Genomic DNA, 13,812 nt, shown 5'->3' with positions numbered 1-13,812 from the left:
CCCGCCCCACCCGTTGCGCCGGAAGCGCGCATTGTCGGGGCGGGTGGGTGGTGGGAGCATCGGCGCGTGGTGTTGTCAGCTTTCCCGGAGATCGGGGATCAGGTCGGGGAACTCGCGCAGGCGGCGTTCCACACTCTTGACGAGGCGCAGTTCGCGCGGGCCAGCCGGTTCGGGCTGGCGCAACCGGTGAAGGCCGGCGATGTCGTGTTCGACGTGGGGGATGACGACGGCGATCTGATTCTGGTCGAGTCGGGGGAGCTGGCCGTTTCGCGGTCGGGGCATCCGGAGGATGTGTTTCTGCGGGCCGGACCGCGGCAGTTCGTCGGGGAGCTCAATCTGCTGACCGGGCAGACCCGCATACTGACGGCGCGGGTCATCGCGGACGGGGTCGTGCACCGGGTGCCGCACGAGGAGTTCCGACGGCTGATGGCTCAGGACGCCGAGGTCAGCGACATTCTGCTGCGCTCGTTCCTGGCCCGGCGGCAGCTGATGGTGCAGCACGCGGGGCGCGATCTGGAGATCATCGCCGACGACCGGAACAGCAACGGGCTGGCGTTGCGGACGTTTCTGGAGCGGCAGGCTCTGCCGTACCGGTGGGTTCCGCAAGGTAGTCCGGAGGGGCGGGCGGCGGCGGAGGCGGCGGGGCTCAGCGAGGCCGATCTGCCGGCCGCGATCCTGCCGCGCGAGACGATCACGCACGTCGAGGCGCGCACGTTGAGTCATCGGCTGGGGCTTACCTACCGCCGTACGCCGGAGGGCGTCGCCGACCTCACGATCGTGGGTGCCGGGCCGGCGGGGCTGGCCGCGGCCGTCTACGGGGCGTCCGAGGGGCTCACGACCGTGCTGCTCGACGCGGTCGCGACCGGCGGGCAGGCGGCGGCCAGTTCGCGGATCGAGAACTATCTGGGTTTTCCGTTCGGGCTCAGCGGGGGCGCACTGGCGGGGCGGGCGGTGGTGCAGGCGTTGAAGTTCGGCGCGCATCTGGCCAGCCCGTGCGGCGTGGTGTCGCTGCGCACCGAGCCGGACGGCACGCACGTGGTGTCACTGGTGGATGGCACCGAGATTCCTTCCCGTACGGTGCTGGTGGCGACCGGTGCCGCGTACCGCAACCTGGCTCTGGAGCGGTGGTCGCACTATGTCGGTGCGGGCATCTATTACGCGGCGACGGAGTTGGAGGCGCGTGCCGTCGCCGGTCTGCCGGTTACCGTGGTGGGCGGCGCGAACTCGGCCGGCCAGGCGGCGATCTATCTGGCTCAGCATGCCGATCACGTGACTTTGGCCGTACGGGGTCCGTCGCTGGCCGCCGAGATGTCGAACTATCTCGTCGAGCGGATCGTGTCCGACCCGCGGATCACCGTGCGCACGTCGACACAGGTCACGGCGCTGTCCGGGGCGGCCCGGCTGGACGGGATCACGCTGTCCGGCGACGGCGCGGACGAGGCGTGCGTGTGCTCGGGGCTGTTCTGTTTCATCGGGGCGACGCCGGCCACCGGCTGGCTGGACGGCGTGGCGCTGGACGCTGACGGTTTCCTGCCGACCGATGTGCAGCTGGGCGACCGGTGGACGGGTACGGGGCGGGGGCCGTTGCCGTTCGAGACGAGCGTGCCGGGGGTGTTCGCGGCCGGTGACGTGCGCCTGGCTTCGATGAAACGGGTGGCCGCGGCCGTCGGCGAGGGCGCCAGCGCGGTGCGTTCGGTCCATCAGGCGATCTCCTTCCGTGCCGCGGCGGAGGCGGCCGGGTAGCATTCGAGCGATGCAACCGGACGCCACGATTCACCATGAACCGGCCGACGCGGACGGCCTCGTGGTCGCCTCGCTCAGCGGTGAGCTCGACCTCGACCGGGCCGACGCCGTGCGGGATCGCCTGGCCGCGATCGCGACCGATCCGGCCTGCCGCTATCTGCGGGTCGACGTGGCGGGGCTCGACTTCATCGACTCCTACGGGCTGGGCGCGCTGGTCAGTGCCCGCAACAGCGCGGCCGCCGAGGGCGTCACGCTGACGCTGGCCCAGCCGTCGCCGCCGGTGCGCAAGGCCATCGAGGTCACCGGCCTGGGCCACGTCTTCGGTCTCTGACCGTCGCCCGGCGCAGAGAGCGCCGACGCGAAGCACGCAGAGAGCGCCGACGCGAAGCACGTAGAGTGCGCCCCGAAGCATGCAGAGAGCGCCGACGCGAAGCACATAGAGCGCGCGCCCCCGAAGCACGTAGAGAGTGCCGCCCCGAGCGCTCATAAGACGGCGGGGCGCGCTCACGGCGTACGGGAAACCGCTCGGAAAGCTCAACCCCCGCCTGCCGCAACCGATCTCACGGCCGACGCTCCGGAGTCTTTTCCGAGAGCAACCGTCGCGCACCGTGACGGGCACTTGGCGCGCACCCGGAGCCCTGGAATCTCTTCTCATGCCCGGCCGACAACGGCCGGACAACAGGAGGAGATCAGATGCTTCGTAAGTCCGTGTACTCGCTGGCCGCACTCGTCGCCGGGTTCGGCGCCGCGTTCGCAGCCGGCCCGGCCACGGCCCACGCCGCCACCACGCCGAGCACCCCGGCCGCCAAGCCGGCCGCTCAGAAGTGCGTGACGGATGCGAAGCTGGTTCCGAGCTGCGGCGTGCTGTGGGGGGCCGCCGCGGGTGGCTTCACCGGTAAGCCGCGCGACGAGGAGCACAAGGCGTGGGAGAAGCTCAGCGGCCGCACGGCCACCATCTTCCACACGTACCACAAGGGTGACGAGAAGTTCCCGACCGCCGCCGAGATCGCCATGGTCCGCGACCCCGCCAAGCCGCGGGTGCTGCTCCTCAACTGGCGCGTCGAGTACGGCTCGACCTGGGCCAACGTCGCCGCCGGCAAGCTCGACGCCCGCATCGACGCGTTCGCCGCGCGGGTCAAGTCGACCATGCCGGAGAAGTTCTTCCTGGTGCTCAACCACGAGCCCGAGGACGACGTGCGCACCGACGCCAAGCTGGGCATGACGGCCAAGGACTTCCGCGCCTCGTACCGTCACGTCATCACGCGCCTGAAGTCCAAGGGCCTGAACAACATGATCAACGTCGTCGCCTACATGGGCAACGAGAAGTGGATGGCGCAGTCGTGGTGGAAGGACCTGTACCCGGGCGACGACCTGGTCGACTGGATCGGTCTGGACTCGTACGTCAGCTCGGAGCAGAACTACTACCACGCCGGTGTGTTCGCCGACCTGCTCGACCGTAAGGCCAAGGGTGGCCAGGGCTTCTACGACTGGGCGACCAAGACGCACCCGTCGAAGCCGCTGATGGTCGCCGAGTGGGGCGCCTACCACCGCATCGGCAAGGTCGTCGACAAGAGCAAGCAGTTCAACAGCGTGCTGCCCGAGCTGGCCAAGCGCCCCAAGGTGAAGGCGATCGTCTACTTCGACACGAAGAAGGACCTGTTCGGCGACCGCGACATCAGCATCGACAGCGCGCCGTCGAGCCTGGCCGCGTTCCGCAAGCTGGCCGCCAGCCCGAAGTTCAACGTTCAGCTCAAGCTGAAGTGATGTGACGCAGCCGCCCGGTGCATGGTGCCCGGGCGGCTGCGGCCGTTACCGGACCCGGCCGGTCAACCGAGCCGGATCGGCAGCGACTCCAGGCCGAAGACGATCGACGCGCGCCGGAAGGTCAGTTCGCCGGCGGGGACAGCCGGCCGGATGTCGGGATAGCGCTCGAACAGTGCGGGATAGGCCACGCGCAACTCCATCCGGGCGAGTTCGGCCCCGATGCAGCGGTGGATCCCGTAGCCGAACGCCACGTGGCTCCCGGCCCGGCCAGGGTCGCGGTTGGCGCCACTCAACGAGCACACCACGACGTCACCGGCGCGGATGGCGACCCCGCCGACCCGGTGATCGCGGGTGGCCACGCGCGGGAACGCGACCTGCACGACCGTGAGATAGCGCAGCAGCTCCTCGACGACCCGGTCGCGATCGGTCGCGAGCTGCTGCCGCCGGGCCGGTTCGGTCATCAACGCGTAGGCGCCGAGCGCGATCATGCTGGCCGACGTCTCGAGCCCGCCGGTGAGCACGCCGTCGGCCAGTCCGGCCAGTTCCCGGTCGTCGATGGCGTCGCCGTGCGCGCGGATGAGCGATCCGAGCAGTCCGTCGCCCGGTGACCGCCGTTCGCGGGCGATCAGGTCGTGGAAGTAGGTGAGCGAATCGCCGACCGCGCCGAGCGACGCGCCGGCCCCGTCGATCATGTCGAACCGGGCCATGCTGAGCTGCTGGAAGTGCTCCCGATCGCGGTACGGGACACCGAGCAGCTCGCAGATCGTCAACGCCGGCACCGGCAGCGCGAACTCGTGCCACAGGTCGTTCGTGAGCGTTTCCAGCTGTTCGCGCACGATCTGCTCAATGCGCGGCTGCAACCGGCGCAGCCGCCGCATGGTGAACTCCGGAGTGAGCGCTTTGCGCAACCGGGTGTGCACGGGCGGGTCGGCGAACCCGAGGCCGCCGGGGTCGGCGCCGACGCTGAGCCCGACACGTCCCGCGAACTTCCCGAAGTCGTTGCTGTAGCCGTCGAGGCTGCCCAGCACCTCCCGCACCGGTTCGTAGCCGGTGACCAGCCAGACCCGCAGCCCGAACGGCACGGGCATCCGGGACACGGGGTCACGGTCGAGGAGTTCGGCCGACGGGTCGAGACCGTCGCGGCGCAGGGGCAGCAGCACGCCGTCCGGCAGGCGCCGGCTCAACAGGCCGAACACCTGGGCCCGCACGGCGGCGACCAGCGAGGTCATCCCCAACGTTCCGACCCCCGTCGTCCGGTTTGCGCCCAATTGTCGCAACACCGTCGCCGAGCGCAGGCCGGAACCCGGAAAACTCAGTCGTCGAACACCTCGACCTCGACCCGATCGGTGCCGGCCAGCACCTGGTCGCCCGCCACGAGGCCGGCCACCGCCGCGGGCGGGAGGTCCAGTTCGAGCACGTCCTCTTCCGGCTGCCGTACGGCGTAGCGCTCGGCCGGGATGAGGACGGCCCGGCGATCCGGGCCCTGGAGGATCAGCGTTCGCCCGTACGGGAGCCGGTCCCGCACCCCCTCGGTCAAGCCCTTGGCCGTGATCGTCTTGACCCGCAGCCGGACGGCCGTACCGTCGGCCACCCAGTCGAAACCGCCGAGCATCAGCATCCCGGTCGACGAGCCGTCCCGCTCCCGACCGGCCTCGACCGCCGCCCGCACCTCGGGATCCTCGAGCGACGACCGGCGGTCCGGATCGGTGACCAGCAACGGATCCCGCCCGGCGAGCAGGCCCAGCAGACCGTGGGTGTCCCAGGCCAGAGCGGCCGCGTACTCGTCCCCGGTCAGCCCGACGACCTGTACGAACTGCAGGCGGCCGTGCGGGGTGTCGATCGTGCCGAGTTCCGGATCCTCGGCGAAGGCCAGCGCCGTCATCGCGGTGTCGTAGCCGTGGTGGATCGGCCCGTTGGCGTTCATGTGGTGACCCGGCTCGAACCAGTTGCCGCTCGACACCACGTAGCGGGCCAGGTTCTGCAGGAGGTTCGCGGCCCACATCGGCGGCTCGTCCTCGCCGGCCGCACGCGCGACCCGGAAGGTCAGTTCGAACCCCCAGCCGGACACCTCGGGATCGCTGGTCTCCTTGGTGTACAGCTCGCTCATCCCGTAGCCGACCAGGTGCCAGTGGTCCGGGCGCGGATAGAAGCTGACGCCGTCGAGCGGATCGGGACCGCCCAGCGCGAACCGGTGCAGCGTGCCGAAATGCTTCGGCTCGACACCGGGATAGAACGTGGCGAGCCGGTTGTCGATCGCGTCCCAGCCCGGGGCTTCGTCGTCAGTCACCGGAGGATCTTGTCAGACTGTGTAAAGCCGTTGCCGGAGTGAGTACTCACTCCGTAGCGTCGGCGCCATGACAGACACCGGACGGCGCCGAGCGCCGGGAATGACAGCGGAACAGCGGCGCGAGATGATCGTGCGGGCGGCCCTCCCCCTGGTGGCGGAGCTGGGCGCCGGAGTCACCACCGCCAAGATCGCCCGGGCGGCCGGCATCGGGGAGGCGACGATCTTCCGGGTCTTCGAGGACAAGAACGCCGTCCTCACCGCCTGTGTGGCCGCCGCCATGGACCCGGCCCAGGTGCTGGGTGAGCTGCAGTCGATCTCGCTCGATCAGCCTCTGGCGGCGCGGCTGACCGAGGCGATCGAGGCGCTCGACGCGCATCTCCACCGGATGGGCGCGGTGATCGGGGCGCTCGCCGCTACGGGTCCTCGTTCGCGGCCGGCCCCCGACAGTCCCGAGGCGCGCTCATTCTCGGCGAGTCGTGCGGCCTCCCAGTCGGCCACCCGCCAGGCCGTGCTCGAGTTGTTCGAACCCGATCAGTCGCACCTGCGCCAACCCGCCGACCGGGTGACCAGCACGTTCCTGGGCGTCTTCTTCGGCCGCCACCGCCTAGGTTCCGCCGAGCCGGTACCTACGGAGGACCTGGTCGACCTCTTCCTGCACGGCGCACTGACCCCCGCGGCATGACAGGGCACATCAAAATCGCGACGGGCATCGCCGAGATCACCGGCGCCCGCTCGGTCATCCTGCACGGTTCTCTGGCGGCCGGCGGCTTCCGTCCCGGCCACAGCGACATCGACCTGCTCGTCGTGCCCGGCCACCCGCTCCGCGACGATCAAATTCAAGACCTGGTTTCCCTCGTACGCCGTGAGTCGCTGGGCGAGGCAACCGGCCTCGACCTGCACGTGGTGACGGCCGGCATCGCCCGCTCCCCCACCCGAACCCCGCCGCTCGACCTCCACATCGGCCGCTACGTCAACGATTTCGAGATCTCCGAACGGGTCCCGGCCGACCCCGACCTGCCCACCGAACTCAGCATGGCCCGGGCCGGCGGCCGCGCCCTGCTCGGCCCGCCACCGGCCGACGTCATCGGTCCGGTCCCCGCCGGGTGGATCGTCGACCGGGGCCGCCACTGGCTCCGCACCTGGCAGCAGCAGACCGACGATCTCGACCACCTGACCTTCATGACCGAGACCGCCTGCCGCATCTGGCACTTCGCCGTCACCAACTCGCACTGCTCCAAGCCCGCCGCCGTCGCGTGGGCCCGCGAACGCAACGCCCCCGACGACCTGCCCCAACTGCTGGCCCGGGTCTTGTCCGAGATCCGGTAACTCAGCGGCGCCGGAACTCGTGCCTCAGTACATATGAAGCGACCCCGTTGCCGATCCGAACGCCCTGAACGTCGGCGGTGCGGTAGTGGACGCCACCCCAGATGCGGGCCTCGACGACCTCGTCCAGCGCCGCCGAGAAACTCCGGAAGCTCCGCGTGGTCCCCGAATCGGCGCTGTACGCACTGAACGGGATGTCGTCCCGGCCGAAGTACGCACGCATCGTCGCCATGATGGTCGACGTCGAGCAGGTGTGCCCCGAGGTGTAGTCCGGGAACGGCGGCGTCACCAACAGGGGCATCCACGACGGGTCGGCGCTGGTGCGCGGGTTCCCGTCGGAGGCCGCCTCCTGCACCGCGGTGACCGGCCGCCAGAAGTTCCAGAACTTCTTCTCGTTGAAGCAGGCGATCAGCGAGTCGGCGTTGGCGATCTCGGCCATCGCGAAGAACCGGGCCGCCTGCACAGTCGACAGGTGCTGCCGGTCGGACACCTGGCGCTTGATCTCCCACTCGGTGAGGCGCCGGTCGTGCCACCAGATCGCGGCCTCGGTCTGGTCGGCCGTCCGGACCGTGCTGTTCACCGCACCGATCGCCTTGACCTCGTTGAAGTCCCGAGCCCAGGCGGCGCTGGTGAGCGGGGTCGGCCCGGAGGTCCGGAACATGTCACCGCGCGGCAGCACGAACGGTTTCAGGTCGCCGACCCAGGCCCCGTCGGAGCCCAGGGTCGGCGGGGTGGGCCGCCACTGGCCGGGTGCGGTCGACGTGTTCCACGAGACGTTCGCGAACGCGCCGTCGCCAGCGCGCGCGGCGATCATCGCGGCGGCCGCCCGCTCGCCGACCCGGATGCCACGGGTCTTGGCGCCACCGGCCGGCACCACGGCGAGGGCATCGGCGTACATCTGATCGAGCGACGCACTCTGCGACGGGAAGAGCGAGAGCAGGACCCGGTAGGCCGCCGAGGCCACCGCGGCGTCGAGGGAGTCGCCGCGCCGCGCGGGCGGTGCGCTCAGGTACGGCTCGTACGGCGTCCCGGCGATGGCGTTGACCGCGTCGTAGATCGCGCCGTGCACCATCGCGAAGCTGCGCGGGGCCACGTACGGCGCCTGCCGGGCCACCTCGTAGATGGCCTGCTGGGCGTTGCTGTTCCAGAGCACCACCGGATTGGTGCCGCCGCCGGTGGAGGCCAGCGCCGGTACGGGCGTGAGAATCAGGACCACTGCCAGGACAAGGGCATACCAACGTCGAGCCATGTCAACTCCCCCGTGGACGGCTTCTCCGACAGACTGTCGGAACGTCCACTGCGGACACAAGACCGCGCCGAAAGGTCGGAGGGATCCACTTCTAGGCTGGTGGCCGTGATCAGTCAGGACGAGGCCTTCCGGGTCCAGGACGAGTTGCGGGCCCGGCTGGTGATCCCGTCCGAGCCCGTCGCGGTGCCGCCGACCGTGGTCGGGCTCGACGTCACGTACGAGGTGGGCTCCGATCGGGCCGTGGCCGCAGCCGTGGTCGTCGACGTCGCGACGCTCGCCGTGGTCGAGGTCGCCGCCTTCGCCGGGACGACCGATTTCCCGTACGTTCCCGGCCTGCTCGCCTTCCGCGAGGTGCCGCTGCTGACCGCGGCCATCGAGCGCCTCACCACGACACCGGAGTTGCTGGTCTGCGACGGCTATGGGCTGGCCCACCCGCGGCGGTTCGGGCTCGCGTCGCATCTCGGGACGTTGCTCGACCTTCCCTCGTACGGGGTGGCCAAGACCCCGTACGTCGGGACCTTCGATCCACCCGGTCCCGGGCGTGGGGACAGCTCGGACCTGATCGACTCGGGTGCGGTTGTCGGGCGCGTCGTGCGTACGCGGGAAGGGGTGAAACCGGTCTTCGTCTCGGCCGGGCACCGGGTCGGTCTGGCCGACTGCGCCGCGCTCACGGTCCGGCTCAGCGGCCGCTACCGCATTCCCGAGCCGACCCGGCAGGCCGACATCGAGTCCCGTCGCATTCTGCGCGAATGGCAGTGACCGGACCCTCACACACCGTCCATTAATAAATGCAAATCCGAGCGCATTTACAGGAGTTACGTTCGCATTTACATTCGCCCTTTTTGACCACGGAAGGGTGAAAGGTGCGGGAACGCCGGCGGGCCGAAAGTGGTCGTGCACAAGGGCCCGGCCAGGGCAAACGCTTATTTAGACAGATTCCCTTCCACCAAGATCACACGTGGTGCACAATGCATTCACAGGCGATACCTAAGGTGTTTTGGCACGTTGAGCCCTCGACACCAACCGCGCCGGCCCGTAGGCGCGGTATGCACCGGGAGGCGGCATGGCGAGACGCGTCTTTGTTCATATCGGCGCGCCGAAGACGGGCAGCACGTACGTGCAGAACGTGCTTTGGAACAACAAGGAAGCATTGCACGAGGCCGGCATCACGTTGCCGGGCAAGTTCTCCGCCCACGACGAGGCGATGGCCGACCTGCGTGGACTGACCTGGCACGCGACGCCGAGCTGGTCGTGGGAGCGCCTGGCCGAGCGGACCGCCGCCTGGCCCGGCGACGTGATCATCACCAACGAGGGTCTGGGCGCCGCCACCACCGAGCAGGCCGCCCGCGCGGTCAGCAGTTTCGCGCCGGCCGAGGTGCACATCATCGTGGCCGCCCGCGACCTGTGGCGCACGTTCCCGTCGATGTGGCAGCAGAGCATCCGGGCCCGTGGCGTGTGGAGCTTCGAGGACTTCATCGGCGCGGTCGAGCGCGGCGCCTTCGAGGACTTCTGGGAGCACCACACGGCCAACCGCATGCTGCGCCGCTGGGGCGACCTGGTGCCGGCCGGGCAACGTCACCTGATCACCGTCCCCGGCCCCGGCGCCCCGCACGACACCCTGTGGCAGCGTTTCGCCGGCGTCATCGGCATCCCCGGCGGCCTGTGCGACCTGACCGTCCAGCCCGGCGCGAACACCTCCCTGGGCGCGGCCGAGGTCGAGGTGCTGCGCCGGGTCAACCGCGCGCTGGGCGACCGCTACCCGCACCGCGCCCCCTACCAGCGCGTGGTGCAGCGCCACCTCGTCGACGCCGTCCTCAAGCAGCGCACCAACGACGTCCGCTTCGGCATCGGTCCCGAGCGGGCGGGCTGGGTGCTCGACCTGGCCGAGAAGCAGATCAAGGAACTCGACGAGTACCCGTGCGACGTCGTCGGCGACCTGGCCGAACTACGCCCGGCCGACATCCAGCCGGTCGCCACCCCCGACCAGCTGCACCGCGACCAGGTGCTGGACGCCGCCATCGAGACCATCATCGGCATGATCGGTCACGCCGAGCAGCTGAACATGCTGGTACCTCAGCCCCGCGAGAGCTCCCTGGAACGCTTCCGCCGCCGCGCCACCGGCAAGGTGAAGCGCGGCCTGCGAAAGGTGAAGCCCCCGCAGGGCATGCAACTCTGGTGAACCGGCTCAGAACGGGTAGGCGGCCGGCTGGGAGCGGACGGTGATCCAGCGCGTCTCGGTGAACGCCTCGATGTTGGCGGCCGCCCCGCCGAAGCGGGAACCCGTTCCCGAGGCCGCCACCCCACCGAAGGGGGCGTTGGCCTCGTCGTTCACCGTCTGGTCGTTGATGTGGACGATGCCGGTCGGGATGCGGTCGGCCAGTTCGACGCCGCGCATCGCGTCCCGCGTCACGATGCCCAGCGACAACCCGTACTCGGACGAGGCGGCCAGGGCCACCGCCTCGTCCAGGCGGCCGAAGCGGGCCACCGGCGCCACCGGACCGAAGATCTCCTCGGCGAAGGCGGGGGTGGAGGACGAGACGCCCGCCAGCACTGTCGGCCGGTAGAACAGGTCTTCGAACGAACCACCCGCGGCCAGGCGGACGTCTCCCCCGACGCTGGACGTCACCAGGCCGTGGATCTTGTCACGCTGGCCGGCGTCGATCACCGGGCCCAGGGCGACCTGGTCGCGGGCCGGGTCGCCGACCGGCAGCTTGCCCGCCTTGTCGGCCAGGCGCTCGACGAAGTCGTCGTACAGGCTCTCGTGCACCAGGTGGCGTCCCGTAGTCATGCAGATCTGGCCCTGGTGGAAATAGCTCCCCCACGCGGCGAGGTTGACCGCGGCGTCCACGTCGGCGTCGGACAGCACGACCAGGGCCGAGTTGCCGCCCAGCTCGAGGTGGGCCCGCTTGAGGTGCTTTCCGGCGAGCTCGCCGACGCGGCGGCCGGCGTTGGTCGAGCCGGTGAACGAGATGACCGGCACGCGCGGGTCGGTGACCAGGGCCTCGCCCACGTCGGCACCGCCGGGCAGCACCTGCAGCAGGCCGTCGGGCAGGCCCGCCTCCTGGAAGATCCGGGCCAGCACCAGGCCGCCGGTGATCGCCGTGCGGGGATCGGGCTTGAGCAGCACCGCATTGCCCAGGGCGAGCGCCGGCGCGACCGAGCGGACGGCCAGGATGATCGGCACGTTGAAGGGCGCGATCACGCCGACCACCCCGACCGGATAACGCCGGGTCATCGACAGGCGCGGCTCGCCACTGGGGATGATCTCCCCGTACGGACGTCCGGGTAGCGACGCCGCCTCCCAGCACTCCTGTTCGGCGGTGTGCACGGCGAACCCGGCCATCCCGGGGATCGCGCCGACCTCGCGGATGTTCCACCACGAGATCTCCTCGGCATGGGCGGACCACAGTGCGGCCGCTCTGCGCAGCACGGCCGCGCGCTCGAAGTGCGGCTTGGCCGCCCACTCCTGCTGCGCGGCCGCCGCAGCAGTCGCCGCCGAAGTCACGTCGCCGGGCGTGGCCAGCGTGACCCGGCCCAGCACCCCGCCGGTCGCGGGCTCCATCACGTCGATGGTCTCGCCGCGCCCGGCCCGCCAGGCGCCGTCGGTGAAGAGCAGGTCGTTCCAGCGGGTTTCCTCGAGAAGCGCCATGAGCCCGACCCTAGGCACGTGTTACGCGCGGATCAACGCGATGTTTCCACTGGCCGGAAGCTGAACCTTGCGCGGCCAGGACCCGTACTCGTGGGCGTGCCCGTTCGTCTCCGCCGCCTTCCGGCTGCCCTCCTCACCGTCGCCGCCGCCGCTCTGATCGTCACGGCGCTGGTGGTGCCCGACGCGATCGGCCGGCCCAAGGAGGGCGCCTTCCTGCCCGGGGCGTTCCTGCGCCTGCCGATCGAGGCGATCCTGGCCGGGGCGATGGTGCTGGCCCTGCCCGCACGGTGGCGCCGGAAGTTCGCCGTCGTCTTCGGGCTCGGCCTCGGCGTGCTCGTCGTCCTGAAGATCGCGAACGCTGGTTTCCGCAGCGTGCTCGGCCGCCGGTTCGATCCGGTGACGGACACTCCGCTGCTGCGCGACGGGTACAACGCGCTGACCGAGACGGACGGGAAGACGTACGCGAACCTGGTCGTCGCCGGGGCGATCGTCCTCACCGTGGTGCTGATCGCGGCGCTCGTGCTGGCGTCGCTGCGGCTCACCCGGCTGGCCAAGGACCGTGAGCTGCCCACGCGGCGGGTGCTGGCCGGGCTCAGTGCCGTCTGGGTCGCGCTCGCCCTGTCCGGGGTGACGCTGTTCCCGAACGCGCCGGTCGCCTCCGACTCGGCGATCGCGCTGCTCAAGTCGACGGTGAAGCAGGTGCCGGCCACCATCCGCGACGAGCGCCAGTTCGCCGCGGCGGTCGGCCACGACCCGTACGCGTCGGTCCCGGCCGCCGACCTGGTGTCCGGCCTGCGCGGCAAGGACGTCGTCATCGGCGTCGTCGAGAGCTTCGGCCACAGCTCGCTGACCGACCCCGGGATGTCGGCGATCATGAATCCCGCCCTGGCCGCCTCGCAGGCGAAACTCGAAAAGGCGGGCTTCCACGCCCGTACGGGATGGCTCACCTCCTCGACGTACGGCGGCGGCAGCTGGCTGGCCCACGGCTCGTTCCAGTCCGGCCTGTGGATCACCACCCAGCAGCGCTACGACGGCATGGTCAGCGGCGACCGGCTGACCCTCACCCGCGCGTTCCACCAGGCGGGCTGGCAGACGGCCGGCATCGAACCGGGCAACACGACGGACTGGCCCGAGGCCGGGTTCTACGGCTACGACCAGGTGCTCGACTCGCGCACGATGGGCTACCACGGTCCCGACTTCGGCTGGTCCCGGATGCCCGACCAGTACGTGCTGAACACGTTCCAGCAGCAGGTTCGGGCCAAGGCCACCAGGCCGCTGATGGCCGAGATCACGCTGACCTCGAGCCACGAGCCGTGGACCCATGTGCCGCAGATGCTGCCGTGGGACCGGATCGGCGACGGCAAGGCCTACGAGTCCCAGGTCGCCGGGGCTCCCCCGCGTTCCGAGTTGTGGGCCGACAAGGTCAAGACCCAGCTCGCGTACGCGCAGACCCTCGCCTATTCGGTCGATGCCCTCACGTCCTGGGCGGCCGACTTCGGCGACGACGACACGGTGCTGATCATGTTCGGCGACCACCAGCCGATGTCGCGCATCACCGGCACCGGGGCCAGCCACGACATCCCGATCTCGATCATCGCCAAGGACCCGCAGGTGCTCGACCGGATCGCCGGCTGGAACTGGTCGGACGGCCTGAAGCCCGCGGCCGGCGCCCCGGTGTGGCGGATGGACCAGTTCCGCGACAAGTTCTTCGCCGCGTACGGCCGTTCCGAGGGTGTGGCGCTCGGCCCACGCTGATGCCGGATCCGTCCGGCTTCCCTGCCTGAATCGGCCTCACCC

Annotated in this window: 12 protein-coding genes; 8 read left to right on the top strand and 4 right to left on the bottom strand. The window is 70.4% G+C overall.

Going from position 1 to position 13,812, the window contains the following annotated elements:
- The first annotated feature begins 66 nt into the window (after positions 1-66).
- The 3 genes from KOI35_RS16785 (at position 67) to KOI35_RS16775 (ending at position 3,507) form a co-directional block, all read left to right on the top strand.
- The gene (locus KOI35_RS16785; RefSeq protein ID WP_308121034.1) at positions 67-1,743 is read left to right on the top strand and encodes an FAD-dependent oxidoreductase; all 1,677 of its coding nucleotides are present in this window, start codon (positions 67-69) and stop codon (positions 1,741-1,743) included.
- A gap of 10 nt (positions 1,744-1,753) precedes the next feature.
- A complete protein-coding gene (locus tag KOI35_RS16780; protein WP_215788392.1) occupies positions 1,754-2,074 on the top strand; it encodes an STAS domain-containing protein in 321 nt (106 codons plus the stop codon).
- Between the two features lie 362 nt (positions 2,075-2,436).
- On the top strand, positions 2,437-3,507 hold the full coding sequence (locus KOI35_RS16775; RefSeq protein WP_215788391.1) for a glycoside hydrolase family 26 protein: 1,071 nt from the start codon (positions 2,437-2,439) through the stop codon (positions 3,505-3,507).
- A gap of 62 nt (positions 3,508-3,569) precedes the next feature.
- Here the strand turns inward: KOI35_RS16775 and KOI35_RS16770 are convergent, their stop codons facing one another.
- Positions 3,570-4,736, bottom strand: coding sequence for a cytochrome P450 (locus KOI35_RS16770; protein ID WP_215788390.1), 1,167 nt, complete (start codon positions 4,734-4,736; stop codon positions 3,570-3,572).
- Between the two features lie 83 nt (positions 4,737-4,819).
- Positions 4,820-5,794 (bottom strand): suppressor of fused domain protein, encoded by a 975-nt coding sequence (locus tag KOI35_RS16765; RefSeq protein WP_215788389.1) that lies wholly within the window; start codon positions 5,792-5,794, stop codon positions 4,820-4,822.
- Positions 5,795-5,861: 67 nt separating this feature from the next.
- Here KOI35_RS16765 and KOI35_RS16760 point away from each other — a divergent pair, with 67 nt between their 5' ends.
- Together KOI35_RS16760 and KOI35_RS16755 are read left to right on the top strand one after the other, a co-directional pair.
- A complete protein-coding gene (locus KOI35_RS16760; protein ID WP_215788388.1) occupies positions 5,862-6,476 on the top strand; it encodes a TetR/AcrR family transcriptional regulator in 615 nt (204 codons plus the stop codon).
- Positions 6,473-7,120 (top strand): nucleotidyltransferase domain-containing protein, encoded by a 648-nt coding sequence (locus KOI35_RS16755; protein ID WP_215788387.1) that lies wholly within the window; start codon positions 6,473-6,475, stop codon positions 7,118-7,120. The genes KOI35_RS16760 and KOI35_RS16755 overlap by 4 nt, the downstream gene beginning before the upstream one ends.
- A 1-nt stretch (position 7,121) precedes the next feature.
- Here KOI35_RS16755 and KOI35_RS16750 read toward each other — a convergent pair whose 3' ends face one another.
- On the bottom strand, positions 7,122-8,366 hold the full coding sequence (locus KOI35_RS16750; RefSeq protein WP_215788386.1) for a vanadium-dependent haloperoxidase: 1,245 nt from the start codon (positions 8,364-8,366) through the stop codon (positions 7,122-7,124).
- A gap of 105 nt (positions 8,367-8,471) precedes the next feature.
- Here KOI35_RS16750 and KOI35_RS16745 point away from each other — a divergent pair, with 105 nt between their 5' ends.
- Positions 8,472-9,125, top strand: coding sequence for an endonuclease V (locus tag KOI35_RS16745; protein WP_215788385.1), 654 nt, complete (start codon positions 8,472-8,474; stop codon positions 9,123-9,125).
- Between the two features lie 358 nt (positions 9,126-9,483).
- Positions 9,484-10,545 (top strand): hypothetical protein, encoded by a 1,062-nt coding sequence (locus KOI35_RS16740; RefSeq protein ID WP_308121033.1) that lies wholly within the window; start codon positions 9,484-9,486, stop codon positions 10,543-10,545.
- Between the two features lie 6 nt (positions 10,546-10,551).
- Here the strand turns inward: KOI35_RS16740 and KOI35_RS16735 are convergent, their stop codons facing one another.
- The gene (locus KOI35_RS16735) at positions 10,552-12,015 is read right to left on the bottom strand and encodes an aldehyde dehydrogenase family protein (protein WP_215788383.1); all 1,464 of its coding nucleotides are present in this window, start codon (positions 12,013-12,015) and stop codon (positions 10,552-10,554) included.
- 96 nt (positions 12,016-12,111) lie between these two features.
- On the opposite strand from KOI35_RS16735, the gene KOI35_RS16730 reads away from it, so the two are divergent.
- Positions 12,112-13,770 carry a sulfatase-like hydrolase/transferase gene (locus tag KOI35_RS16730; protein WP_215788382.1) on the top strand — a complete coding sequence of 553 codons (1,659 nt, stop codon included), beginning with the start codon at positions 12,112-12,114 and terminating at the stop codon, positions 13,768-13,770.
- Positions 13,771-13,812: the final 42 nt, after the last annotated feature.

Source organism: Paractinoplanes bogorensis (assembly GCF_018829635.1).
GTDB lineage: Bacteria > Actinomycetota > Actinomycetes > Mycobacteriales > Micromonosporaceae > Actinoplanes > Actinoplanes bogorensis.
The sequence above is the reverse complement of the archived record's forward strand: the minus strand, read 5'-3'. Positions and strand labels throughout refer to the sequence as shown.

Excerpts from the sequence above, each read along its gene's own strand:
- KOI35_RS16770 (WP_215788390.1), bottom strand. The coding sequence starts at position 4,736 with ATGACCTCGCTGGTCGCCGCCGTGCGGGCCCAGGTGTTCGGCCTGTTG.
- KOI35_RS16760 (WP_215788388.1), top strand. The coding sequence starts at position 5,862 with ATGACAGACACCGGACGGCGCCGAGCGCCGGGAATGACAGCGGAACAG.
- KOI35_RS16775 (WP_215788391.1), top strand. The coding sequence starts at position 2,437 with ATGCTTCGTAAGTCCGTGTACTCGCTGGCCGCACTCGTCGCCGGGTTC.
- KOI35_RS16735 (WP_215788383.1), bottom strand. The coding sequence starts at position 12,015 with ATGGCGCTTCTCGAGGAAACCCGCTGGAACGACCTGCTCTTCACCGAC.
- KOI35_RS16780 (WP_215788392.1), top strand. The coding sequence starts at position 1,754 with ATGCAACCGGACGCCACGATTCACCATGAACCGGCCGACGCGGACGGC.
- KOI35_RS16755 (WP_215788387.1), top strand. The coding sequence starts at position 6,473 with ATGACAGGGCACATCAAAATCGCGACGGGCATCGCCGAGATCACCGGC.
- KOI35_RS16750 (WP_215788386.1), bottom strand. The coding sequence starts at position 8,366 with ATGGCTCGACGTTGGTATGCCCTTGTCCTGGCAGTGGTCCTGATTCTC.